Origin of the sequence: Psychrobacter pygoscelis (assembly GCF_004335015.1) — a bacterium.
In the GTDB taxonomy this organism is placed as follows: domain Bacteria; phylum Pseudomonadota; class Gammaproteobacteria; order Pseudomonadales; family Moraxellaceae; genus Psychrobacter; species Psychrobacter pygoscelis.
The window spans coordinates 25,586-51,282 of sequence record NZ_RQRU01000005.1 but is presented as its reverse complement, the minus strand read 5'-3'; the positions used below and the strand labels follow the sequence as shown (position 1 = coordinate 51,282).

Annotated in this window: 21 protein-coding genes; 8 read left to right on the top strand and 13 right to left on the bottom strand. The window is 46.6% G+C overall.

Annotated features, from left to right (window positions below; genetic code table 11):
* Positions 1-770: 770 nt before the first annotated feature.
* Entirely contained in the window at positions 771-1,652 is an 882-nt protein-coding gene (gene ypfJ / locus EGV92_RS10990; RefSeq protein ID WP_131669335.1) for a KPN_02809 family neutral zinc metallopeptidase, read from the top strand.
* 143 nt (positions 1,653-1,795) lie between these two features.
* Here the strand turns inward: ypfJ and EGV92_RS10985 are convergent, their stop codons facing one another.
* The 3 genes from EGV92_RS10985 to trxA all read right to left on the bottom strand — a co-directional run bounded on the left by EGV92_RS10985 (position 1,796) and on the right by trxA (position 4,523).
* Entirely contained in the window at positions 1,796-2,107 is a 312-nt protein-coding gene (locus EGV92_RS10985; RefSeq protein WP_242678707.1) for a YMGG-like glycine zipper-containing protein, read from the bottom strand.
* A gap of 348 nt (positions 2,108-2,455) precedes the next feature.
* Positions 2,456-3,724 carry a transcription termination factor Rho gene (rho, locus tag EGV92_RS10980; protein ID WP_131669334.1) on the bottom strand — a complete coding sequence of 423 codons (1,269 nt, stop codon included), beginning with the start codon at positions 3,722-3,724 and terminating at the stop codon, positions 2,456-2,458.
* 472 nt (positions 3,725-4,196) lie between these two features.
* Complete coding sequence (gene trxA, locus EGV92_RS10975) at positions 4,197-4,523, bottom strand: thioredoxin (RefSeq protein ID WP_131669333.1); 327 nt, start codon at positions 4,521-4,523, stop codon at positions 4,197-4,199.
* A 146-nt stretch (positions 4,524-4,669) separates the two neighbouring features.
* Here trxA and EGV92_RS10970 point away from each other — a divergent pair, with 146 nt between their 5' ends.
* Positions 4,670-5,383, top strand: a complete 714-nt coding sequence (locus EGV92_RS10970) for an RluA family pseudouridine synthase (protein ID WP_131669332.1) — start codon at positions 4,670-4,672, stop codon at positions 5,381-5,383.
* A gap of 225 nt (positions 5,384-5,608) precedes the next feature.
* Positions 5,609-7,279, top strand: coding sequence for a flavin-containing monooxygenase (locus EGV92_RS10965; protein ID WP_131669331.1), 1,671 nt, complete (start codon positions 5,609-5,611; stop codon positions 7,277-7,279).
* Positions 7,280-7,317: 38 nt separating this feature from the next.
* On the opposite strand, the gene EGV92_RS10960 is transcribed toward EGV92_RS10965, so the two are convergent.
* Positions 7,318-8,259 (bottom strand): D-2-hydroxyacid dehydrogenase, encoded by a 942-nt coding sequence (locus EGV92_RS10960; RefSeq protein ID WP_131669330.1) that lies wholly within the window; start codon positions 8,257-8,259, stop codon positions 7,318-7,320.
* 901 nt (positions 8,260-9,160) lie between these two features.
* Between EGV92_RS10960 and rapA the strand changes: the two genes are divergently transcribed.
* Positions 9,161-12,043 (top strand): RNA polymerase-associated protein RapA, encoded by a 2,883-nt coding sequence (gene rapA, locus EGV92_RS10955; protein ID WP_131669329.1) that lies wholly within the window; start codon positions 9,161-9,163, stop codon positions 12,041-12,043.
* 151 nt (positions 12,044-12,194) lie between these two features.
* The gene (locus tag EGV92_RS10950; RefSeq protein WP_131669328.1) at positions 12,195-13,088 is read left to right on the top strand and encodes an acyl-CoA thioesterase; all 894 of its coding nucleotides are present in this window, start codon (positions 12,195-12,197) and stop codon (positions 13,086-13,088) included.
* 222 nt (positions 13,089-13,310) lie between these two features.
* Here EGV92_RS10950 and EGV92_RS10945 read toward each other — a convergent pair whose 3' ends face one another.
* Positions 13,311-14,639 carry a lytic murein transglycosylase gene (locus tag EGV92_RS10945; RefSeq protein ID WP_131669327.1) on the bottom strand — a complete coding sequence of 443 codons (1,329 nt, stop codon included), beginning with the start codon at positions 14,637-14,639 and terminating at the stop codon, positions 13,311-13,313.
* 295 nt (positions 14,640-14,934) lie between these two features.
* Here EGV92_RS10945 and EGV92_RS10940 point away from each other — a divergent pair, with 295 nt between their 5' ends.
* The gene (locus tag EGV92_RS10940; protein ID WP_131669326.1) at positions 14,935-15,561 is read left to right on the top strand and encodes a histidine phosphatase family protein; all 627 of its coding nucleotides are present in this window, start codon (positions 14,935-14,937) and stop codon (positions 15,559-15,561) included.
* 195 nt (positions 15,562-15,756) lie between these two features.
* Positions 15,757-16,509 carry a CopM family metallochaperone gene (gene copM, locus EGV92_RS10935; protein ID WP_131669325.1) on the top strand — a complete coding sequence of 251 codons (753 nt, stop codon included), beginning with the start codon at positions 15,757-15,759 and terminating at the stop codon, positions 16,507-16,509.
* Between the two features lie 18 nt (positions 16,510-16,527).
* Here copM and EGV92_RS10930 read toward each other — a convergent pair whose 3' ends face one another.
* The 8 genes from EGV92_RS10930 to EGV92_RS10895 all read right to left on the bottom strand — a co-directional run bounded on the left by EGV92_RS10930 (position 16,528) and on the right by EGV92_RS10895 (position 24,565).
* Complete coding sequence (locus EGV92_RS10930) at positions 16,528-16,758, bottom strand: hypothetical protein (RefSeq protein ID WP_131669324.1); 231 nt, start codon at positions 16,756-16,758, stop codon at positions 16,528-16,530.
* Between the two features lie 99 nt (positions 16,759-16,857).
* On the bottom strand, positions 16,858-17,139 hold the full coding sequence (locus EGV92_RS10925) for a DUF503 domain-containing protein (RefSeq protein WP_131669323.1): 282 nt from the start codon (positions 17,137-17,139) through the stop codon (positions 16,858-16,860).
* Positions 17,140-17,155: 16 nt separating this feature from the next.
* Positions 17,156-18,400 (bottom strand): A/G-specific adenine glycosylase, encoded by a 1,245-nt coding sequence (mutY, locus tag EGV92_RS10920; RefSeq protein WP_131669322.1) that lies wholly within the window; start codon positions 18,398-18,400, stop codon positions 17,156-17,158.
* Positions 18,401-18,543: 143 nt separating this feature from the next.
* Entirely contained in the window at positions 18,544-18,960 is a 417-nt protein-coding gene (gene vapC, locus EGV92_RS10915; protein ID WP_131669321.1) for a type II toxin-antitoxin system VapC family toxin, read from the bottom strand.
* The gene (locus EGV92_RS10910) at positions 18,957-19,187 is read right to left on the bottom strand and encodes a type II toxin-antitoxin system VapB family antitoxin (RefSeq protein WP_131669320.1); all 231 of its coding nucleotides are present in this window, start codon (positions 19,185-19,187) and stop codon (positions 18,957-18,959) included. Before EGV92_RS10910 ends, vapC begins: the two co-directional genes overlap by 4 nt.
* A 79-nt stretch (positions 19,188-19,266) precedes the next feature.
* Positions 19,267-20,217 (bottom strand): ribosome biogenesis GTPase YlqF, encoded by a 951-nt coding sequence (gene ylqF / locus EGV92_RS10905; RefSeq protein ID WP_131669319.1) that lies wholly within the window; start codon positions 20,215-20,217, stop codon positions 19,267-19,269.
* 170 nt (positions 20,218-20,387) lie between these two features.
* A complete protein-coding gene (locus EGV92_RS10900; RefSeq protein WP_131669318.1) occupies positions 20,388-23,588 on the bottom strand; it encodes a DUF2339 domain-containing protein in 3,201 nt (1,066 codons plus the stop codon).
* A 227-nt stretch (positions 23,589-23,815) separates the two neighbouring features.
* Positions 23,816-24,565 (bottom strand): dienelactone hydrolase family protein, encoded by a 750-nt coding sequence (locus EGV92_RS10895; protein WP_131669317.1) that lies wholly within the window; start codon positions 24,563-24,565, stop codon positions 23,816-23,818.
* A gap of 349 nt (positions 24,566-24,914) precedes the next feature.
* On the opposite strand from EGV92_RS10895, the gene EGV92_RS10890 reads away from it, so the two are divergent.
* Entirely contained in the window at positions 24,915-25,403 is a 489-nt protein-coding gene (locus EGV92_RS10890) for a YcgN family cysteine cluster protein (RefSeq protein WP_131669452.1), read from the top strand.
* Positions 25,404-25,697 lie beyond the last annotated feature (294 nt).

The window sequence follows — 25,697 nt, the reverse complement described above, 5'->3', positions numbered from 1 at the left end:
AAAAATAATGCCGCAACCGCAAAAGAAAAATTGACACAACGAAATTCGAGGGTCAATTTAATTAGTTGCAGCTACACAGCTTGCACGTATTCTATATAATCTCTATGACAAAGAAAAGCGCAAATACAATTTGGTAACAATAAAATATATTGTAACATTACAGTCAATCGTCGTAAGACCGATCTCAGCTCTGAAAATATGTATCTACTTAAGCTATGCCAACCAATTAAACTAATGAATTCAATAGAAATATTGCGTAAAAATCTAATTAAATTAATAATTTAGCAAGAAACAAGGTTATACAAAAACATGCCAATCATGGATATCATGTGTGAGAAGAATTATTTTGCCAATCTACTTGGGCAAGAGCAAGTTACACAAAGTAATTTATGTTGGTTTAAGTTAACTTATCTAACAAGGGTTGGTTAAACCTCAAACTAGCAAATGATAGGCAGTACTAATAGGCTAAGCACTCACTCTCGCTCAGGCCGCTGCTTAGACAATCCAACACTATAGTCAGCTTACTATACCCTCAAGCCTGAACCTACATGCCTTTAGAGCGAACTGGTTATGCCAAGCTAAAGGATGTAACACAATAACTATCTAAGAGTATGCGATAATGGGCTTAATCAAAAGTTGTGATGCTGGACTTGATGTGCTGAGACTGGACTAGTAACAGTAAATCATTATTTAAGTTATCAAGTTTCATATATATTTAACAAGAGTTATGAATATTGTTAGAGAATTAATAGTAGGGGAGTGAACACTAGATGAAGTGGCGAGGTAGACGACAAAGCACCAACGTGCGAATGGGCGGTGGTGGTAAGGCAATAGGCGGTGGTATTGGCGGTATTATTATAGGTCTAATCTTATGGTTAGTGTTCGGCGTCAATCCCATGCAGGCACTGCAAACAGGGCAGTCAATGGCTGGTGGTGGGAGTAGTACGACGACCGAAGCCACTGATGACAGTCGTGATACGCAGTTTGTTAAGACGGTCATGGCTGATACTGAAGACGTTTGGCATCAGTTGTTCCAAGAAGCAGGGGGAACCTACAAAGAGCCTACTTTGGTGTTGTTTAATGGCCGAATAAATTCTGCGTGTGGTGGTGCTTCTGCAGCGACTGGGCCTTTTTATTGTCCTGCGGATCAAAGCGTCTATCTAGATACTTCCTTCTTTACTGAAATGCGGCAAAATCTTGGTATTTCTGGGGATCAGCAAGGATCAGGGGATGCTGAAAACCGTGGTCGTGCAGGTGATTTCGCTCAAGCCTATGTCATTGCTCATGAGGTTGGGCACCATGTCCAGACCTTATTAGGCATTTCACAGAAAGTGAACCAAGCGCGGCAGCAAGTTAGTCAAGCTCAAGGTAATGAGCTGTCTGTGCGTCAAGAGCTGCAAGCGGACTGCTTTGCAGGTGTTTGGGCCAACCGAAATCAGCAGCGGGTTCAGTTCTTAGAAGCGGGTGATATTGACGAAGCGCTTAATGCTGCTAGTCAAATCGGTGATGATCGTTTGGCACACTCAAGTGGACGCTCAGTATCACCAGATAGCTTTACTCATGGCACCAGTCAGCAGCGTGTCACTTGGTTCAAACGTGGCCTGCAAAATGGTGACATTCAAGCTTGTGATACCTTTAGTGGCGCAATCTAGACACTAGCAGAATTATGCAGAATTATATAGTTGCCTGACAATTTGCACCAAAGCCTGCAATCTAGTTGCAGGCTTTTTGTATTTGATAGCAAGTATTCTATCAAGTTGGTGGGTAAATATTATTTTATAGCCAGCAAGGTGCGCTATTGGGTGTTATCGATGACATAACCAGTACCCCCACCTAAGACAGCGCCAACAGCTGCGCCTTTTGCGATATCTTTACGGTTGCCTTTACTCTCAATCAGCGCGCCTGCGGCTGCACCAGCCAGCGCACCTTTAGCAGTAGGATTTAGATTGTTGAGATCTTGGGTACTCATGGTGGAGCAAGCACTCATTAACAAGGCAGTAGCCGCTATAGAAGATAAAGCGAAGTGTTTGATTGAGTTCATAATGTGGCCTATAAATGGACATTGAATGATGACAGGCGAATAACCTGTCCTTAATTTAGCACTCATATTTGACTCTTTTATTCACCAGTAAGGCAAGGGTTAAAAGTAGGGGGCAATATGGCTAAGATAGAGACACTTCAGCTTTATGATAGACTCCTTTGATGCAGATAAGACGCTAGTCTAAGTAAGTATTTGCTAATATCTGTTAGCTTGTATTACTGGCTGATACTGATATCTACTTTATCTATTTTACGCCTTATTGATATTGTTCTTTGCCATTAGCTGAGCCTGACCACACTGGGACGGTCCAGTACTTATTGTTATTGTACTAAGCCAAGTAGGCAACAAAAAAGACCACCGAAGTGATCTTAGAAGTAACATTAACTGCGCTAGAGATTAGGCTGATAAAAAGAGTTAATTTTGTGATTTTCTCTTCATCTGATCAAAGAAGTCATCATTGGTTTTGGCTTCTTTTAAACGGTCAAGTAAGAATTCAGTGGCCTGAACCTCATCCATTGGCTGAAGTAATTTGCGCAGAATCCATACTTTACGCAGGGTATCTTCATCCAATAGTCGCTCTTCGCGGCGAGTGCCTGAGCGCTTGATATTGATCGCTGGGAACACACGCTTTTCTGCTAAGTCGCGCTCTAGAGTAATCTCTTGGTTACCCGTGCCTTTGAATTCTTCAAAGATGACGCTATCCATCTTACTACCAGTATCAATCAAGGCGGTTGAGATAATCGTCAGACTGCCACCTTCTTCGATATTTCGCGCTGCACCAAAGAAGCGTTTTGGTTGGCCAAGTGCATTGGCATCGACACCACCGGTCAATACCTTACCTGATGAGGGAATCACTGTGTTGTAAGCGCGCGCCAGACGAGTAATCGAATCCAATAAGATTACGACGTCTTGCTTGTGTTCCACCAAGCGTTTGGCTTTTTCGATCACCATCTCGGCCACTTGAACATGACGTTGAGGTGGCTCATCAAAAGTCGAGGCAACCACTTCACCGCGGACGGTACGCTGCATCTCCGTCACTTCTTCTGGACGCTCATCAATCAATAAGACAATCAGATAGCATTCAGGATTATTGCGGGTAATGGCCTGTGCGATAGTCTGTAGCAAGACCGTCTTACCAGCTTTAGGTGGCGCTACGATGATTGAGCGTTGACCCTTACCAATAGGCGCAATAAGATCAATAATTCGGCCTGTCAAATCCTCTGTAGTACCGTTACCGCTCTCTAACTTTAACTGCTCAGTAGGGAATAGCGGAGTGAGGTTTTCAAAGATAAGCTTATGACGTGAGCGATCTGGGGTGTCAAAGTTAATCTCGCCCACTTTCAGTAGCGCAAAGTAGCGCTCAGAGTCTTTTGGTGGTCGAATAGTGCCAGCGATACTATCGCCTGTCTTGAGGCTAAAGCGCCGGATCTGACTTGGGCTAACATAGATATCATCAGGTCCAGCTAGATAAGAGCCTTCTGAGGAGCGCAAAAAGCCAAAGCCATCGGGTAGTACCTCTAAGACGCCATCACCGTAGATGGCTTCGCCATTTCGGGCGTGGGTCTTAAGGATTGCAAAAATGATGTCTTGTTTTCGGCTTCGCGCCATATTTTCAAGACCCATTTCCTCGGCAATGGCCAAAAGCTCAGAGACAGATTTTTTCTTTAATTCAGTTAAATTCATAGATAAGTCATTAGCAAATTATCGGGTGAGAACTGCAATAGGTAGGGCAGCCCACGACATAGAGAGTGAATAGCCATAGCGTGCTAACAGGGATTTATAAGGGGTCGATCTCACGAGTAGTAAGATCATATAAAATCAATGATAAATCATCAAAGTTAGCAATCTAACGCTACTACAGAGTCTAGGAAAGAACGCAAATTATCTGTTATTAGAATCTGTTTTGTGTTGACAAACACAGAGGAGAACAGCGGCTGCATGGTGCTTAGAGCGCCTAGGAAAACTTATAAGTTTCTCTTGTCAGCAGACTATACGGTTTTACAGGCTATGTTGTCAATAATTTTTGTAAAAAAACGTGAATAAAGTTGATGATACTTATTAAGCAAAGGTATTACAAATTATAATCGAACTAAAAAAAGCCATTGCTATTAATAACAATGGCTGGGCTTAAAGATATAGTGGCGATATTATCCTGTTAGATGTGCTTATCCAATACTTTAGCCAGTTCTGCTTTTGGTTGAAGGCCCATAACTGCATCGACCTTCTCGCCACCTTTAAAGACGAAAAGGGTAGGAATATTGCGAATACCAAAGCGGCTAGCAGCTTGTGGGTTGCTATCGACATCGACTTTGACAATTTTTACTTTTCCATCGTATTCGTTGGCTAAATCTTCTAAAATAGGGGCAATCGCTTTACAAGGACCACACCAGGCTGCCCAAAAGTCGACCAATACAGGTAAATCAGACTGTAATACGTCTTCATCAAATTTAGCATCTGTAGTATTAACAATTTTATCCGTCATAAAGTACTCACTTATATAGGTGGCAAATGTGGCGTTATCTTAGCACGATTCGTTAAGATTGACAGATGCGGCCCCGTTAAATTGACCAACAATTAATATTTGAATAATAAATCGCAACATATTTCAACACTGATGTAAAGAGACTTATGGCCATATCGCAAACCTATATCGATGAGCTTAACCAGCTGGAACAACAGCGCCCTAAAGATTTTTTCACCGACTTTGCCCAGTCAATTACCGTCTACGAAGACGACGATATTTGGGTAGTAGATAAGCCTGCAGGGTTGCTGAGTGTCGATGGTAAAACTCTAAAAGTAAGTCTACTGTCTCGGCTTGAAGGGGTTAATCCCGAGGTGAAGCTGATCCATCGCTTGGATATGGATACTTCCGGCATTATGATTTTTGGTAAAAATAAAGCTGCGCAGTCGCATATCAGTAAGCAGTTTATTGATCGATTGCCGCAAAAGCAGTACCAAGCTGTGGTGATGGGCTCACTAGCGACTAACGGTAAAAAAGGCGAGATTGATATTCCGGTTCGCTACGAGCCGACGCTAAAGCCGCGCCATATCACAGATCCGGAGTGGAAAAAGCGCGCATTAACCAAATATGAAGTCTTGCATCATGAATTGCGTCAAGGGCAAGCGGTGACTCGAGTGGCGCTATATCCAGTGACAGGGCGCAGCCATCAGTTGCGGGTGCACATGACTCATATCGGCCATGTCATCATTGGTGATCCTATCTATGCTGAGGATACAGCTCTGGCTCTTGCGCCTAGACTGTGCCTGCACGCGCATTCGCTAAGGCTTAAACATCCGGTAATGAATGGCTGGATGGAGTGGCAAAGTCCAGTACCTTTTTAAGGTCAGAGCAGTATAGGATGACAGGCATAACAAGGACGCGTATATTAGAGTAGTGTACTTCGCTGCAATTTTACTTAATTACAGTTTTACTTAATTACAGTTTTACTTAATTACAGTACTACTCACTCTATCTTAAATGTTTACGACACTTTAGAGGGAGGTTGCACTTATCCCATCATACTGCTCATCTCATAGCTTCTTTAGGCAATTTTCAAGGACGAAATTATGCTACTTCCACAATTACCTACGCAGACTTATCTTAAAGTCCGAGAGCGTTTGGTTGAACTGCCGCAAACCTTAGCGCGTGTCAAACAGCGTCTTGGTTCTGAGCAGCAATCTCAATCTCAGGCTCAGGCGAAACCGACTTCACCGCGACCTATTGCTGATTATGAGGTGCTCATTATTGGTGCTGGTGTCTCTGGCATTGATATGGCCTGCCACCTGCAGCAGTCGGATAGCCAGCAACTAGCGAGTCAGCGTAAAGGGCGTAATAAAAAGTTCATCGTCGTCGAGAAGCGCGCGGACTTAGGCGGGACGTGGGACTTATTCAAGTACCCGGGCATTCGCTCGGACTCTGATATGTTTACCTTTGGCTTTGCCAATCGCCCTTGGCTAGGTAAGAAGACTTTAACGGATGGCGAGTCGATTAAGCAGTATATTAAACAGACGGCGCAGGAGGCGCAGATAGAGTCGAGCATTCGCTTTTACACCGAAGTGCAGCATCTGGCATGGAGCAGCCATGAAAAGGTCTGGACGGCGACACTAATAAGCCGTGAGACTGGACTTGAGCAAAAATTAACCGCGAACTTCGTCATTGGTGCTACCGGCTATTATGATTATGACAACGGTTACGAGCCTACCTTTAAGGGTCAAGATGACTTTCAGGGTCAGATTATCCATCCGCAGCATTGGCAAGAAGATACCAATTATCATGACAAAAAAGTCGTCATTATTGGTAGCGGCGCGACGGCAGTAACTTTAATGCCTGCGTTAGTGGCTGACAAAGACGGTCAGAGGGTAGCGCATGTCACAATGCTACAGCGCTCGCCAAGCTATATCGCTACTGTACCCAGTACCGATGATGGCGTTGATATCCTGACGCAGCGGCTAAATATGAGTCAGCAAAGTGCTTATACCCTAGTACGCTGGAAGAATATTCTTACCCAGCAGGGGTTGTACCAATTTTCAAAGGCAGCGCCAAAAGTTATGAAGTCGATACTGACTCATAAGGTAAAGCAAGAGCTTAAGGGCAGTGGCGTCTCATTGACACACTTCACGCCGGACTATAACCCTTGGGATGAGCGCCTTTGCGCCGTGCCTGACGGGGATCTATTTGCAGCGCTACAGTCAGATCGAGCGGCGATCGTAACAGATGAGATTGAGCGTTTTACCGAGTCAGGAATTAAGCTTAAGTCAGGCAAATATCTTGAAGCAGATATTGTCGTCACGGCGACCGGCCTTAACCTTCAGATGTTAGGCGGCGCTACGGTCAGTATTGATGGTGAAGCAGTTGCGGTGGGCGAGCGTATGACTTATAAGGCTGTACTAATCGAAGATGTGCCCAACATGGCCATGCTGTTTGGCTACACTAATGCCTCTTGGACGCTAAAGATTGATCTGGCCTGCGACTATGTGCAGCGACTCTTGCACTATATGCACAGTCATGGCTACCATGTAGTCACCGCCCAAGCACAGTCTAGCTCAGGCGAGTCAGTCAAGCGTCAGCCTGATACCATCATGGGGGCACTAAGTGCTGGCTATATCCAGCGGGCTAAGGATACATTGCCCAAACAAGGTGACCGCTATCCATGGCTGGTCACCAATAACTATTTGACCGATAGAATCATGCTGAAATATCGTAGCATTAATGATGAGTGGCTCAGCTTTGAGCGCTGAGCGTAAAGTGATTGACTGGTTTGACTTAAATACTGAATCTAGCTTTTTGTAATAAATTCACTCACTTGCTTGCTTAATATCTTCCACAGTTTCTCTTGAGCGGCAACGCTGCCCCAAGCGTTATGTGGACTAAATACCACACGGGGATGGTCGCTAATGCTAAGTAGCGGATCATCCTCTGCGATAGGCTCTTGTTCGAATACATCGGTCGCATAGCCTAGGATTTGCTCATCATTAATGGCATCTACCAGCGCTTGGCTATCGACGATAGCGCCGCGCGCCGCATTGACGATGATAGGCTGCTGCTGCATCTGACTTAAGGTCTCAGCGTTAATAAGATGTTCAGTCGCCTCAGTCAGTGGGCAATGCAGACTAATCACCTCTGAGCGCGCCAATACTTCATCAAAAGCTGTGTAGTCGCTGTCTCGCGGCTCGCGACCTTGGTGCTCTGCCCACAGTACATTCATACCAAAGGCTTGGGCGATTTCGCTAACCCTTTTGCCTATCGTACCGATACCAATGATGCCTAGCGTCTTACCTTCTAAATCTATTAGCGGAATGTCCAACAAGCAAAATTTACCGTCTCGTTGCCAGCTGCCATCCACGACCTTATTATGGTAGTACAGTCCAGCACGCATAGCGTTAAGCATCAGCATAAAGGTATGTTCAGGCACGCTTTTTACCGCGTAACCTGCGACATTATAGACAGTGATGTCTTGTGCCTCACAAGCGTCTTTGTCGACATTGTTCATCCCAGTCGCTGTGAGTTGGATGAGTTTGAGATTGGGTAGCTGCTCAATAATGCTACGGGTAATCTTAACTTTATTGGTAATGAGGATATCGGCATCTTGGCAGCGCTCGATAATAATGTCATCCTCTTGCGGCGTGGCTTCAAATACTTGATAATCGCTAATACCTTCTGGTGCTGGCAAGTCAACACTGTCCAAAAAAGTACCTCGGTCCAAAAATACAGCTTTCATAAGATGTCCTTTTGATTAATTAACTATCCTCAAGAGTAGTAAAGTCCGCTTATTTTAAATGTATCCTACTGGTTAACCCGCACCAAATCTACTACTGAGCCATTAGCAGTAACTGATGTAGTCTTGAGCTAATCTGGCAGCTAACAAGTAAAGTATTGTAGTTAATTCTATTTAAAACTGATACGTAAAAGAGTAGCTGGTATAAATTCACGGGCTAGAAGTCATGTGGTGACTGAGGCGAGCATAAATCTATTCCAGCGACGTTATGTCAAATATAAAATGGCTTGATTATACTAGGCACTCATCTCATAGGGTGTTTTATAGTTGGTTGACTGTACTCAGCGATAACATTGTCAAGACCAGCTTGCTCAGCAATATCATCCCTCAGGTTACTTTATCAACAGAATTTAATTTTTCAATAGCCTATATCATTAAACCAAAGAATAATTACAAGCAATATTGATCAAAGTAACGGTTATTAAATAATAGTTAAATAGTATTAATAAATAGTTAGGCTGTTAAATTGTGCTAGTAGACAGTTAATCAGTGACAATAGAAAGCCGTAGCTAGGCTAAGCGGTGTAAAGTATAGGCCAGTGTTAAAGTCGATTTCTTCACAGTGCTCGCCCTAATTTGAACCCTTAATAATCAATCCTGGTATTCCACTTTAGTCTGAAAACAGCAGCATAATCATTATTTATAATCTTATTACAGATTACCACTACTGATAGCCACAACAATAATAATGCCCTTGAAAATCTGCGCGAGCGCACACATAAACCCCCTAGCGTTATATAATCGTTAAGTCTTCGCTGCTCTCATGCCGCGCATTCAGTTTTATATGATTCGTCATTGATTCATTTTTGTTATTTTTACTCGCTAAGCACACAAGATTCTAACTTATGACTATCTCTGCCTCTTCTGTACACAATGCCGATTTTGCCGTCGGACAACGCTATCTATCTGATACTGAATCTGAGCTAGGACTCGGTATCGTGATTGATGTGGACGATCGTTGTGTCCATATCTTATTTCCTCAAAGTGAGGAGACAAGGGTCTATGCCAAAAACTCTGCACCACTGTCCCGGGTAGTGTTCAAAGTCGGTGATAAGATCACAGATCAAGATGGGCAGACCCATATTGTCACGGCTGTTGATGAGGTCATGGGCGTGATTAAATATCACGTTGATGGTATTGAGAAAGGCATTATGGAGACTCGGTTAGCAGCCAATATTACGCTGGCCAAACCCCTTGAGCGTCTGCTCGCTGGCCGTATTGAACGCGGCGATTGGTATGAGCTGCGTCAAGATATTCTACGTATGCAGTCGGCACTGGCAGGCCATCCACTGCGAGGGCTAATGGGCGCTCGCGTCGATATCATCGAGCATCAACTGTATATTGCCCACGAAGTAGGTAAGCGTATCGCGCCAAGGGTACTCCTCGCAGATGAGGTAGGTCTTGGTAAGACCGTTGAGGCCGGACTAATCATTCATCAGCAGCTGATTACAGGGCGAGCGGAGCGAGTACTGATACTCGTACCGGACAGCTTGCAGTATCAATGGATGATAGAGATGCGTCGTCGTTTTAATCTGAACTTTGCCCTATTTGATCTGGTGCGAACGGCGGCGATTAAAGAGCATGATCCAGAGCAAAACGTCTTTGCAACTGAGCAGTGTATTATCGCCAGTCTTGACTTGCTCCTTGATCATGATGATCTGTACGAGCAAGCTATGGAAGCAGGCTTCGATCTGCTGGTGGTGGATGAGGCGCATCATCTGCACTGGGATAGCGAGCAAGGCGGCAATGATAAGTACGAGCTTATTGCTGACTTTGCCCATGAGACACCAGGTATGTTACTACTAACAGCTACCCCGGAGCAGCTAGGACTACAAAGCCACTTTGCGCGCCTGCGCTTATTAGACCCAGATCGTTTTGATGACCTTGATGACTTCATTGCCAGTCAAGAAGCCTTTGCTGATACGGCCGCCGTCGCAAGCGTCTTAATCGCCGATAAGCCTCTGTCAGAAGCGCAAATCTCTGCTCTATCGGGGTTATTGGGTCTTAGTGGCAGTGAGTTGGCGGCGATTAATGAAGATGATAAGCTGCGCACCCATGCGCTTAACGAGCTGCTAGATCGTCATGGCACAGGCCGTGTACTATTTCGCAATACTCGTGATAGCGTGCAAGGGTTTTATGGTCGAAGGGCGCAGCCGCACCCTTTACCACTGCCTGAGACTTGGGTGGACAGCTATCAGACGACTGGCAAGCTGCGTGAGCAGCTGTGGAGTGAAGAGTCGCAACCTGATGGTGGCTGGTTAGAAGATGACCCTAGGGTACCTTGGCTCATCGATATCCTCAAAGGTGAGCTTAAGCATCAAAAAGTACTGCTTATTGCTCGAAGCGGGGCCACGATTGAGAGTTTAGAAGCGGTATTACGACTACATGCAGGGATTAAGACGGCTATCTTTACTGAGCAGATGAGTCTGCTCGAAAGAGACCAAGCTGCGGCATTCTTTGCGGATATTGAGGGCGCTCAGATACTGCTATGCTCTGAGATTGGCTCTGAGGGTCGCAACTTTCAGTTTGCCAGTCACTTAATACTCTGGGATTTGCCCGCCAATCCAGATACTTTAGAGCAGCGTATCGGCCGTTTAGATAGAATCGGTCAGGCTGAAAAAATCACTCTGCATGTGCCGTATATTCAAGGAACGGCGCAAGAGCGACTTTACCAGTGGTATGATAGTGCGCTCAATATCTTTAACCATATCTCTCCTACTGCGCAAAGTGTGCAAGAGCAGTACATTTTGGATTTAAAGCCTTTGTTAGAAGGCTCAGTACCAGACAATGCTCTCGCCCTTGACGCCCTGATTGAAGAGGCGCAGGCCACTAGGCAAGAGCTAGAGGCTCGGCTACAGTCAGGACGCGATCGTCTGCTGGAGTATAACTCATGCCGTCCCCGAGTAGCGGGTAGGATAGCGGCAGCGATGTACGACTTTGACCACCACAATATCCTACCGCAGTTTGTAGAGCGGTTTTTGGCGTCGGCCAATATAGAGCACAGCTTGCAGCGTGATGGATCGTGGGTGATTCCTCCTATTGATAGCAGTCAAAGCCACGACTACGTCGAAGGATTGCCAATTGGTGAGGATGGGATGACGCTGACCTTCGATCGCAAGCAGGCCTTGCTGCGTGAGGATATGGAGTATCTCACCCATGAGCATCCACTAATTCAGACTATCTATGAGCTGGCAAGCTCAGGAACCTTTGGTAATACCTCAGTCGCTATGCTCAAAAGTGCGGCGATGCCTCAAGGGATGCTGATGTTAGAGGTTAACTTCCGTGTGCAAGCCATTGCTCCCAAGCTCTTGAACCTACCTGCTACCCTGCCTGTGCAGAACTTGCGTGTCTTTATTAGTGAGCAAGGTGGTGATCTATCGGATCGTATCAGTGCCGACATGATAATGCCGCATATTGAGCGCTTGGATAAGAACCGAGCGCGGCAAGTCGTCAAAGTGCGTAGCGAGGTAATAGAAGCGCGATACCATGATGCCAAAAAAATTGCACAGGGAAAGCTTGATAGTATCGGTACAGAGGCCCGTACTCGCTTTAGCCAACAGTGGCAACGTGAGATTGGTCGCCTAAAGCATCTGCATAGTATCAACCCTAATGTACGACCTGAAGAGATTGAGCGATTAGAGAGTCTAAAAGCTCAGGGTGAGCAGGCGCTGGAGCAGTTATCTTTGGTACCGGATTCAATCCGTGTTTTAGTTGCAGTTAAGCCTTAGGACTGTCAGTGACAGGTATAACAGCCCTTGCGGTGTATGTTACATAGTCAGTAGTAGTCTATTGACTGGCTGATTTAGAGCTTATCTATCCGCCCCTCTTAATTGAGGGGGGATTATCGAATTACCATTTTAAGTATACGGAGACCCCACCATGCCTGATTATGCTGCGCTGGTCGATCAACTATTAAAGACGGTCAGCTTAGAAGAGCTTAGCCCTGATGTATTTGAAGGGCAGAGTCATGACTATGTCGGTCAGCGTATCTTTGGTGGTCAGGTACTGGCACAAGCCTTGATGGCAGCGGCTAAGACACTAGAGGAAGATAAACCCTGTCACTCTTTTCACAGTTATTTTCTGCGCGGTGGTGATATCGCCCGTCCAGTGGAGTATCAAGTCCGCCGCTTGCGTGATGGCCGCACCTTATCTGCGCGTCAGGTGACAGCAGTGCAGTACAAAGACGATAGCGAAGGCAATGTTACTGAGCAGGTTATCTTTTCGATGATTGCATCATTTTCGGATGCAGAGTCTGGGCTGGAGTATCAAGAAGATATGCCCGTCTATCCACCCCCAGATGACCTATTGGCAGAGCAAGAGCTCAAAGAAGAGTATGTGGGTAATATCCCAGAGGCGCTGCAAGCGCGGTTTATGCGGCGGCGTCATGTTGAGATTAAGCCGGTGAAGCCACGCGACCCTATCCACCCTGAGCCGATGAAACCCAAGCAGGCAAACTGGCTTCGTATCCAGCAGCTAGGAGAGCAGCCCATCGCCATTCAGCAGGCGCTATTGGCTTTCGCCTCTGATTTCTATTTAGTGGGTACAGGCCTTATGCCCCATGGTATTAGCTTTATGACCAAAGGCTTGCAAGCGGCTAGTATCGACCACTCCATGCATTTCCACCGCTCGTTTGATATTAATAACTGGCTATTGTATGACATGTGGTGCGATACCACGTCAAGTGCCAAAGGGCTAAACCATGGTCAGTTTTGGCAAGATGGCAAGCTGGTTGCTACCGTGCAACAAGAAGGCTTGATGCGGTTAAGACGCTAGGTTAGACGTCGATGCAGAGGTTAATTCTTACACAAATCAGATAGTGTGCTAGCAAACCACGCTATTAAAATTAGCTATTAAACAAAAAAGCGCCCAGCATAATCGGCAATTTGCTGGGCGCTTTATTTTATAAATTTAACTTAATGTTTGCTTCTCTGTCTTGACTAACTATCGCCTTGACAGCAGCCACGCGCGCTTTAAAACGCGTGAAGCAGAGCGTCTTCACCAAATCAGTGAGGAGGCACTGCGCTGCGTGATGAAGCCATCTGGGGTTTGACCGTTATCGGCCTGCCAACGTGCGAATGCCTTACGCGTATTGCTACCGATGATGCCGTCTGCGCCCTTGGTATCGTAACCTGCGCTTGTGAGTCGCTGCTGTAGATTCGTCACCTGAATGGTAGATAGCGGACGCTCATAACGCGGCCATGACTTTTGCAGGCCGCCTTGACCGGCGATAGCCTTGCCCAGTAAGCTTACCCCAAGGGCATAGTTTGAAGAATTGTTATACACCTTAATCACATCAAAGTTTGGACTAAGCAGCAGGGCAGGGCCATCCTTACCTGCTGGTAGCCAAAGCTCAAGCTGGGTACCTGAGTCAAGATAGGCGCCATCAATTGGGGAGACGCCAAGTGCCCGCCATTCGGCAAACGAGCGCCTGGTCGCGACGGTATTGTAGTCAAACGCGGCAGGCAAGCTCACTTCATAAAATGGCGCTAAGCCTCGGACCCAGCCCGAGTTGCTCAAATAGCTGGCAGTTGAGGCCAAGGCGTCCGCCGTTGACCATGGATTACGATGACCATCGCCGTCACCATCGACGCCTTCGGCAAGCCAAGTACCTGGGATAAACTGTGTCTGCCCCATGCCGCCTGCCCAAGAACCTTGCAACTGTGACCAATAGACATCACCGCGCTGAAGCAGCTGAATAAGAGACAATAGCTGCGTCTCAGCGAACTCCTGACGACGACCGTCATAGGCGAGGCTGGCGAGTGCACTTGGTAAATCGCTCTTGCCGGTGACTGCCCCGTACGCTGACTCCATACCCCAAATCGCTGCGACGATTTCTGCATTCACTCCATAGCGCGACTCTAACTGAGATAAATAAGAGCGCTGCTCGGCAAACTTACTGCGGCCATTATTCACGCGCGCATCGGACACTGCTGAGTCGGCATAATCCCAAGGCATTTTAGAAAACTCTGGCTGACCTGAATCTAAAGAGATAACTTGTGTGTTGAGCTGAGCACTACCGAGTAAGCGCTGGACGTCTGAGGGGTTATAACCTGCCGCTATGGCACGATTTGAGAAGTCATTCTTCCAGTCATAAAAGCTACGGTAAGTTGGCTGCGGTGCTGGCGGCGGCGTGGTTGGTTGAACCGTTACTGTCGGCTTTTGCTCAATGACCACAGGGGCAGGCTTTACTCTTACGGTTTGCTTTTGCGTAATCTGAACGTTGCCATGACGAACGGGCTTGGGCTGTTGTACCACCTGCTGGGTTGCACAGCCAGAAGCTAATAGCACAGGAAGAATGGCAATATATTGCTTTTTTAACATCATAAAGGGTCTCAATTGTAAATAACGATTAGCAGAATTGGGTCAATTTGCACACGAGAATCTGGAAGAAGCGCCACGACTATTATGCTTAGTCGGCAGCAAAATAATTAAAACGACTGTAGCAACAAATACGAATAATGTCGATGGGTTAAGTAAGGCGATTATCCTACATCAAGGAAGCCGGGCAGTAACAATTGAGCATCAATATGCGCTTAATAGTAATATAGTCAGCTGCAACTTTATGATTAAGTTAATTATTGCTTAACTTATCTTCCAAAGTATAACTAGAGAGACGTCTATGAAGTCAATTTATATTATTAGACATGGTCAAAGCCTTGCCAATACTGGAGCGGAGTCAATGCCAGACAAGACTGTGCCCATTACCGATCAAGGCATGGAGCAAGCCAAAAAGCTATGTGCTAAGTGGCAAGCTGCACTGCCCACCCCATCGGCGATTTATTGCTCACAGATGCTACGCACTCAGCAAACCGCCCAGCCCTTTTGTGAACACTATCAGCTGGCAGCGCAGCAGCTTGAGCTATTAAATGAGCTGAGCTGCTTGGGGTTTGCGACAGTTAAAGGTTTAATGGGTAAAGAGCGCAGCAAGCTCGCCCAAGCATATTGGCTGACTGCTGATGTGAATCATCGCGATGCGGAGGATGCCGATACCTTTGCAGAGTTTTTGGCGCGCATCGATGGCTTTATTGCTACTGCGCCTAAGCTTAAGCATAACAGCCTATGCTTCAGTCACGGTCAATGGATTGGGCTGCTGGCATGGCGACTGCTTGGCTGCACTTTGAATGATAATGCTGATATGCAAAAGTTTCGCCAGTTTCAGACAGCGATGCCGATGTACAATACCGTAGTATATCGACTAGATATCTCTGATGACGGGGTGATGCAGTTAAAAGCAGGGGTTATATAAAGGCATGACCAGCCAATAACAAAAATTGATTAATAAAATAGGGCAGGTATATTGCAGCGGCGATGGATAGCAGTTAGAAATAGCTACTATAGTAGTAAGCAATAGATACAGAGAAAATACCTAATCTTAATCAAGCTTATCCTAAGATGCTGTGCTTTGAAATACAGCACTTTGAAGATGTTATAAGGATAAGTTATGCGTTTGACACAGCAAGCTTTAGTCGCTACGTTATTGACTACTTCGCTATTGACTGCCTGCCAACCTAAGGCAGACGAAAATGCTACGCCCGCTGGCGATAGCACTCAAGTTCTAGAGCATGATGTGACTCACAGCCATGAGCCTACTGATGGGCAAGCTACTGGTGCTATGGAGCATGGGGCAGATCATGATATGGCTCACGATCATGAAGCTATGACTGCATTTGGGCAAGAGTATCATGAGGGCATGATGACCATGCACGAGGATATGATGGCAGGGATGATGGCCAACGATGCTGACGTCGCCTTTGCCAAAGGGATGCTCGCGCATCATCAAGGCGCAGTGGCGATGGCTAAGACACAGCTGAAATATGGCCAAGACGAGACAATGAACACATTAGCGCAAGATATCATTAACGCGCAGCAAAGTGAGATTGAGCAAATGCAAAACTGGCTCGCCTCGCACCCTGATACTGGCAGTCAGCCGAACACTAAGGCGATGCAGCAAGCGTATGAACAATCTATGCAACCGATGCACGGTGACATGATGGAGGGTATCCAAGATAGCGATGCCGACATGGCGTTCGCTAAAGGGATGCTCGCGCACCATCAAGGCGCGATAGCCATGTCTAAAGTGCAACTAGAGTATGGTCAAGATCCCGAGATGAATAAATTGGCGCAAGATATCATTGATGCGCAGCAAAGCGAAATTGAGCTAATGCAAAACTGGATATCAGAGCACAGCGCTTAATCGAGATTTTAGTTCATCTCAACCAGCTGTATTAATGTAGCTGATCCCGCTTTTCGCTATTATCTGCCAGTCTGGGCGTGGCGGTGGCACGGTTTGAGGCATTCCATCTGACCGAGCGACTACCTCAAAACCTAGCCACCGCAACACGCCCAGCCTAGCAGGATAACCGCTACAATCGGGGCTAAACCGCACCGCAAGGCCACCATTACCACTAAAGTAAGAGGAGTAGCGCACGGTTAGCGATAGCATAACCTACGATATAACCCTTACAAAAAGGCTTATGCAAAGTTGCCACCTCCTTTTTAACTACGCGCGCACCGCTATTATCTTGCGTATAGTATCAACCCCCTAAATAAACTCTCTCTCGATATTCATTATCCGCCCGTCAACGATACCTTGAAGCTTATCCTCAATTTGACCGCATAATGACTCAACCTCACGTTTGCTAGTCATAGCGATGACGAACGTCCATTCACTGGTGTCATGCTTATCCCGCTCACCACTTTCACAAACGGCCACCGCAGGATTTTTGCCAAAACGTTGATGCAGCCCGCCCACACGTTGGCGTTTTTCTTTTAACGAGCCGCACCCAGGTAATGAGAAGGTGACGGTCAAGATTGCAATATACAAGCTACTCTCCTTCCTATTATAAATTTTCCGAATCAAAGACCTGCAACACCTTAACCATCGCCTTAGGCAGCCCCAAAGTCGCCTGAGCTTTTGCGCCGCCTAACCAAACCATATTAATATCCGCCTCTTGCAAGGCTTTGGTCAGCTCAGTAGCTTGCTCAGCGCTTAGCGTTAATTGCTGCGGCTGCAAATACCAATGAAAGTGGGTGAGCGAATGCTTAATCGGCGCGTCATCTAGTAATGAGTCACTAACCGATTGCGGCGTGAGATTATGCGTCGTCAGCCAATCATTAATAATCTGCTCAGCCGTGGTAAATTCGCTTTCATAAACGTCATCATCTTGCGCAGTCGTCAATACCGTCTTACCCTGAGTTTTCTGCTCAAATTGCAGTGGCAAGACCCAAAGCCCACCCCAGATACCGCTATCAGGACGTTGCAGCCAGAGTATCTCACCTGCTTTATTTTGAATCAGCAGCGCATTGCTAAAGCGGCTGGGTTTGGGTTTCTTTTTGGCTTTGACCGGGTAGTCCATCTCACGGCCTTGTGCGTGGGCAATACAATCGGCATTCACTGGACACAGCGTGCATTGCGGGTTACGGCGAGTACACAAGGTTGCGCCCATATCCATCATCGCTTGCGCGTAATGACCGCTGTCATTGCTCGGGGTTAAGCGTTCAGCCAGTGCCCAAAGCTCCTTGGTAGTAGCGGACTTCATAATATCGCCATCAATCCCTGCCCAGCGCGTCATCACCCGTTTGACGTTGCCATCACAAATCACCCCGTAGCCATGTAATCCCATCGCCACGATAGCCCCTGCTGTAGATAGCCCCACGCCTGCTATGGCCTCCCAGCCTTCGACCGTCTGCGGAAAGTCGCCTGTCTCCTCGATAATGGCAACCAACTGCTTAGCGCCTTTGTGTAGATTACGCGCTCGCGCATAATAGCCAAGTCCTGCCCAATGCTCCGCCACCGTATCCCAGTCTGCATTGGCTAAATCCTGCACCGTCGGGAACGAGGACATAAAACGCGCAAAGTAGGGGATAACGGTCGTTACTTGGGTCTGCTGTAGCATGACCTCAGACAGCCAAACGATATAGGGGTTAGGCGTGTCGGTCTTGTGCTGTTGCCACGGTAAATCGTGGCGGCCGTTGCTGTCGAACCAGTTGAGGATGCGTGGCGCGAAGGTATCTAGGGCGTGGGGAGGTTGGGTAAATGTGGTGTTTTGAGTAGCAAGTTTTGAATTAGCGGTTAGCTCGGTCATAGATAGGGTTTTCAGAATTTTAAGGTGATTAATTATACCTTATATACGTAGGGTCTATGATTGAGGTTTGTAGGGTTAGATTGGGTAGTTTATGCAACTTGTTGCTATTGACGTTGGGGGATTTCATTAATTAAGCTAAAAAACTAATCGGTTGCTGATACCAATCCTAAATGCTGTACAAAAGGCAAAAAATCTTTGTCTCGAAATAATAAAGGTAATTTATGGTCGATACAGTATCCAGCAATCATGACATCATTGGACTTGCGGATAGTAATACCTTTCTTACGTAATTGGCGGTAATAATCCACATATCTTAACGCTTTTTGCTTATCCATAATCTCGAAACAGGTCAATGACGACAGTAGATTTAATGCTTCGTCATGTTCTTTATTATGTCGAAAACCTTGTAATACTTCTAGCAGTATGACATCAGTGATACCGACATGACCATCGACAAGTAACGCATCAAGCAAGTCTGTTTGTTCGCTATCACGACCAGAGAAGTAGTCAATCCAAACACTCGAGTCGACCACTATGACATTTGCCAAATCAGAGGTCATATATCTTTCTCACTAGAAGATTCGGGCAGCGCTTCAACATTCATGCGCATCTCGTCCAAGTCGCCATCCCATTGCAGCTTACCTCTAAATTTACGCAGAGCACGCTGCTTCTGCATTCGTACCAATAATTTAAGGGCTTCGTCTACAGTGTCCTTTTTGGTTTTAATGCCGGTAAGGCGCTGCGCCTCGGTCATTAAATCATCATCAATTATAATATTAGTTCGCATAACAGACTCCGTTATGTGTATGTTTATAGAATATAATACACATAATATAGGTAGAGTCTGTCATTAACTGTATTTATCGCTACTTCCGATTCTTTCTAGCCCGAAGCCTTCGCAAGCGCTTTTCCTCTACCTTAGCCTCTTTTTTCTCCGCCGCTGCCGCTAGAAGTCCTTCGACCATGACCTCCTCTTTTTCACGCATCTCAGGCGTCTCGAGGCTAATTCGGCCAAGCGTACCACTGCGCAGCTCATTAACTAAGATTTCACTCATGCGGTAGGTGTCAACGATGCCGCCTTTTTGCAAAAGCCCTCGATTGCGGCCCGCCACTTCAAAGAATTCCCAATCCGTCTTTGGTAACTCTTCTATTTTATAGCGGGCTTTGAGCAGCTCAGGATAAGCCTCAATGAGGTACTCAGCGGTATAGCTGGCGACATCAGCAAAGTCAAAAGCCGTGTCTTTAATACCACCTGTGGCTGCCAAGCGGTAGCCTGAATTGGGGTTTTCAATTTTGGGCCAGAGCATTCCTGGGGTGTCATACAGCATGATGTCGTCATCAATCTTGATCAGCTGCTGCGACTTGGTCACCGCTGGCTCGTCGCCAGTTTTAGCGATGGAGCGTCCTGCTAAGGCATTGATTAATGTGGACTTGCCGACGTTAGGGATGCCCATGATGAGGACTTTAATTTGTCTGCCAGTTCCGACTTTATTGGGTATCAGCTGCTTACAAAGCTGAACGATGCGCTTGACCTCGACCGTTTTATTGTCATCACAAGCGATGGCTTTGACTTGATCTTGGCTCTCTAAATACTCAATCCAAGCCTTGGTTTGATCAGGGTCAGCGAGGTCGGCTTTGTTAAGGATTTTAATGACCGGTTTTTGCCCTCTTAGCTTAGCCACCATTGGGTTTTCACTACTATAAGGGATGCGAGCGTCAATCACTTCAATCACCACATCCATCTCTGGCATGATGTCTTTGATTTCATTGCGGGCTTTGTTCATGTGGCCGGGGAACCACTGAATAGTTTGTGTCATTGCTTGGCTAACCTTTTTTTTACTAATCAAATAAATTTTGCGATGTGTCAGTACTATTGTCAGTGCTTATCAATAGCGTCAGTTTACTACAGAACCTATGATGGTTCGGCACAATTTAAAACTGAGCAGCTCAGCTGCAGGTTTTACCAGGCGGCTCTTTGGCTCTATATTTAATCCTCGTTCGCTACGGTTTCATTATTATCACTGTCATCTTTTTGCTCAGGAGGTAGCGGCGCAAGGTAGCCAATTAACAATATCAAGCTACCTGCACCAATAAAGGATACTACCCGCCAAATGGCCTCGGTCTGGGATAAATCAACCGCTACCAGCTTGAGGACCACAAGCCCGAGTAGGCCAATGCCCATGAACCAAAGCGCTCGCAGCCAATGGCGACTGGCGATGATGGTCGCGACTAGCGCCAATAGCGTCCAAATAATCGTCAAGCCTGTCTGCACTTGTTCGCTATCCCACGCGCCGCGATACCAAAGCGGCGTACCTGCATAGGTGTGCAAAGTTCTAACCAGCATACTAGAGACGACCCAAAAACCAATAAGCCCTAAAACACTCAGTAGCAAGTTTCCCGTATTATTTCGGTAGCCTTGCCTCTGATTGAGGAGCGAGCTATGGTACTGATTAAGATAATTCAGACCGAACCCATAGAGCAAGACCGCCCCTAAAGTGATGTCGTAAAGGTTGACAACGGGAATATATGGCAGTCCCCAAACCTCGCCATCGTAATACCAATTGGTAATGACCACCCAGCATAGGGTTAAGGGGACGAAGACTCTGGCGCAGTCGAGCAGTGCCGATTGCCAGTCAAACCAATATAAAGGTTGCCTCTGGCAATGGAAAAGGGAGGTAGTAGCCTCGTGAGAAGTATTTACTTGGGCAGAATAGTATCGATAGCTCAACCAAAACCCGATGAGCATAACAGCGACAGGGATTAAAATAGTCATAGTCCCATGCGAGGCGGGCAGACCATAATGGACGGTGGCAGCGAGAACCAAAACGCCAGTGCCCAGCCAAGTGGCACTATCAGATCGAGATAGGGTCCGATGCGAGTGCCAAGTCTTTAACCATAATTGCCCTACGACTAGCCAACCGATTATTAATGCTATGAAAACTGTCCAATGTAAGGCCGACCACTGTTGATGAAATTCTCCCCGTTGTGGCAGCTGAATGACCAACATAAGATAAAACAATAATAGCGCCGCATGACTGAACTTACCAATCTCGTGCCAGCTGTAGAGCCGATCAATGAGCCAGTAGCCGATAAGGCAGCCTAAAGACGCCATCGCTATAAGCATTGAGGTCGCCACGTGAGCGTCTTTAAACCAAAGCTTAAGCCACTGGTCCAAGTCTAAACCGAGCACAAACAGCGACCAACAGGCTGTGATACAGGTTAATAAAGTAATTAATATAGGGCTTTGCCAGAGTGCCTTAAACGCTGCGCTTTGGCTATTAATGCCGGTCAGCCATTGCTGGGCAGCATGCTGGCTAACACCTAAGGCGCGGGCGAGCTTAGGCAGCTCATTAGTGGCAAGCGCTGGGCCTGATGCTGGGTCTGATTGCTCCGAATCTTGGCTCAAAACGATGGGCGAGTTACTGGCGCGCAGAATAAACATCGAAGCAAGAGCACTTAGCGCGGAGAGGCTCAGCGCTAATGTCGGCTGCTCAGTGGGGGTCGAATCCAAATTAATGACCAAGTCGGGCAGTAAGATAGCCACACCAATAAGCTGAAGCAGCACGCCGAACCAAGCTGACCACGCCCGTAATGAGCGCCTACCAAACCATACCAGTGCTAGACCTTGAATCGCCCAGCCCATCGCTATCCACTCGGCATCCAAGGCAAGCGGCACGGTCAGCGCCAAAAATCCCAGTCCCAACGCTAGCATACCCTCAGTGATTAAGGCGTATTGCTGACTGCGTCTAATAAATAGCCAGCTAAGCGCAAGGTAAACGGTAGCGAATAGGGCGCTAGTGAGGGTCAATGCATGAGTAATACCGTTAAGTAATACGTTGAATATTCCGAAGGCCAATAGAGGGACTGAGAACAGTAGACCAACATCGATAGGAAAGACATAAAGGCTATGGTTAAGCTGAGCCGCAGGCAGGTGACTGGCTTGAGACGATACAGTTGGGGCAGCACTTCTTGAGTTGTAGGCGATGATTTGCTGAGCATAGCGAATGACAATGAATAAATACAGCAGCCAATGCATGGCGGTGATTAGCACTAATGTCCAGCGCTGCGACTGTAATTCAGCCGATAAGTTTTCCGTTAATCCCCAGTAATAAGCCAGCCCAAAAGTAACGCCAGCCCCTAGCAAGTTTAAGACTTTCCAAGTCCGGTAATGGGCAGTGATAGCAATGGCAACGTTTAATAGCAAATAATAGCTAAAGAGCATCACCAAGCTGCCCGTTTCGCTGCTGGTCAAAAGCGGCGCAAAGAAGCCCCCGGAGAAGGCCAGCAGGGCAAGCGGAAAGGCATTTTGGCGGACCGCTAAGCCAATGGTTACCGCAGACAGAGCAGCCAATGCAGCGAAGCTTGGTAGACTTGGGATAACACGATAGACATCATAAGCAAAGTAGGTGGTCAAGTAGGCGATGGATAAGCCCGTGCCTTGTAAGGTAATGCCGTAAGCAAAGCGTTTTTTTGCTAGCTTAAGCCCTAGTCCTGCCAGTGCCAATCCGGCAATGACTATCCCACCAAGCTTAAGGCCTATCGGAATCTCAATATACTCACTGAGTAAGCGCAGTAATAGCACCACGCCAATGAGCAGTACGATAACGCCGACGCGAACGACCAAATTGCCGCCCATAAACCAGTTTTGAACGGATTTGATTAAAGAGGTGACGATGGGCAAGGAGCGCTCATCAGGCTCCATAATAGGGGGCGGCGATTCTCCCGCTGATTGAGACGCCAAAGAGTCTTTGCTAATAGGTTGCCCAAGCGCGGCATTTATATCAGAAGATGACATACCAGTAGGATCAGAAGCACTATTCAATATAGCGATGTCATCACGGCTTGATGTCGTTGACAAGGTAGGGGCTGTTACGGCGCGAGCTTCAGGCGATAGGGTCTCTGTCTTGGTTAGTGTCTCTGGTCTAGGTTTAGTCTCAAAAGTGTTTGACGATGTTTTGGTGGGCGCAGAAGAGGTAGCAGAGGGTGTCAAAGTAGAGGGCGTAACAGCGGATGACAACGAAGGGTGGGCGTTGTCTTTATAGGTGTTCAGCTCACGCTGGAGCTGATCAACCTCACGGCTTAGCTTATCTAAGCGCTGACTGACCTTGCTATATACGGTAATGCTGACGACCAGCAAAATAACGAAAGCAAACCAAATAGGCTGCTCTAGCAACAAGTACAGCATCATTACCCCTCTATCAGTCTTATAATTAAGAGTCTTTCATTTAAGAGATAATGACGCTATTAATGAACAAACACAAGTCTAATAAGCCACTTAGAGTTAAGCAATATTTTGTACTTGCAAGGCGTTGGTTATTCTAAAAGTTTCTAATCGTTCAATAAAAAAGGCCCACTTATTAAGCGGACCTTCTAATGAGAGAGTTAGGTTATAAACGAGCAGATACGGAGTCTTATTTAAGAAGTCTGCTTAAGATGCTTGGTCATAAAGTCAATCATTTTATCCCAGCTTTGTTTGGCAGCGGCTTCGTTATAGCCCAAGTCCACATCATTTTCAGCAGCGCGCTTATCGGCGTCAGGGTTGGTGAAGCCGTGCTTCGCTCCCTCATAGACATCGACTTGATAATTGACCTCTGCATTATCCAGCTCTTTTTTCAGACCCTCAATACCTTCCATCGATACCATAGAGTCCTCTGCACCATGGGCTACTAAAACATCGGCGCTGAACTTACCTTTTTCGGCTGGCTGCTTGGGTGTTGGATTACCGTGGAAAGTGGCCACCGCTTTGACGGGCATCCCTTCGCGGGCCATGTCTAGTGCAATCTTGCCGCCAAAGCAATAACCAATGACGCCAAGACGGTCGCTATCAACTGCCATCTGATCGCTGAAGTCTTTGAGGATTAATTGACAGCGCCCCATGAGTTTATCTTGATCAGCTAGCATCTGCTCCATCCATTCGTTGGCCTGCGCTGCATCGGTAGTCAGCTTGCCTTCACCGAATACATCCATCACCACGGCGGCAAAACCTGCCTCTGCTAGCTTTTCACACACAGTGCGTGGGTGCTCGACCACCCCCCACCATTCTGGCGCGATTAAGATACCAGGCACAGGGTTCTCAGCACTTGCTGCTTCTGGTAGCGCCACATAGCTGATTAGTTCCATGCCAAAGTCGGCAGTTGAATTAAGCTCATAAGTTTTGATTGTCATGGTTATCATCCTTAGATTATTGACTGTTAAGGTGTTTATTAAGGCAAATCTTATCGCCTACTGCTATTGAGATACAACATCTTCGTTAGCGATTATTATTCATAAGATTAAAAGGGTTCGGAATAAAAAGCATATAAATATTGCTGAACAATATCTAGCGATGGCTAAGTTTATTCACAACAATTTACCTTACCGTCGGCTTAAGCGAAAAACAGCTATAATACTGTAACCAATTCTAAGCTGATTACTGCCAATGATTAACCTTGCCAACCCTGCAACCTCATATCCGGATAGGAAGCCCTCAATCCCTGCCCAACCCAGCGCTCCTTTAGACTCTTCAGGCTCTATGATGCGTCCAATCGCAACAACCCCTGAGCTTAGAGCGCAATTTTGGCAGCGCTTTGCTTTGGATGAACTGACGACTGCTGAATGGGAGGCGCTGTGTGATGGTTGCGGCGCATGCTGTTTGATAAAGTTTTTAGAGGATGACGATGCCCAGACTGACGTCGAATACACCGATGTCGCTTGCCGGTTACTCGACTGTGAGTCGGGTTATTGCTCGAATTATGCCGACCGCCAAAAATATGTGCCCGATTGTGTATCGCTCACCCCAGATAAATTGGTCGATATGATGTGGCTGCCCAGTAACTGTGCTTATAAGCGCTTGTACCTTGGACAGGATTTGCCAGAGTGGCACTTGCTTATCACTGGTGATGCGGTAGCGACGCAGCAGGGTATGCGTGAGGCTGGCGTTGGCGTAGCCGGGCGCTGTGTCAGCGAAGTAGGTATTAGCGAAGAAGAGTTAGAAGAACGGGTGGTGACTTGGATTGAGGTTTAGAGATAGATGAGAAAAGTGGGTTTTTAGTTACTTTCTCTCATTTATTATCTGCGATTGAGTCTATGTCACAAATGTACGGCATCTTATCGTTTATGGGAAGCTTGTAACAAGCCTTGTAGGAACAGCATGGTTCCCTAGTGAGGACTTGAAGGTTTGGCTTTAGACTAATTATATCGAGGGTTTTAATTACTGAAATGACCATAGTGTACATATACTAGATTTTTCAATAACCTCTATATCTGAGTTTATTAAGAGTAGAAAAATGTAATCAGCATAGGTCTTTTTAACAGTTAG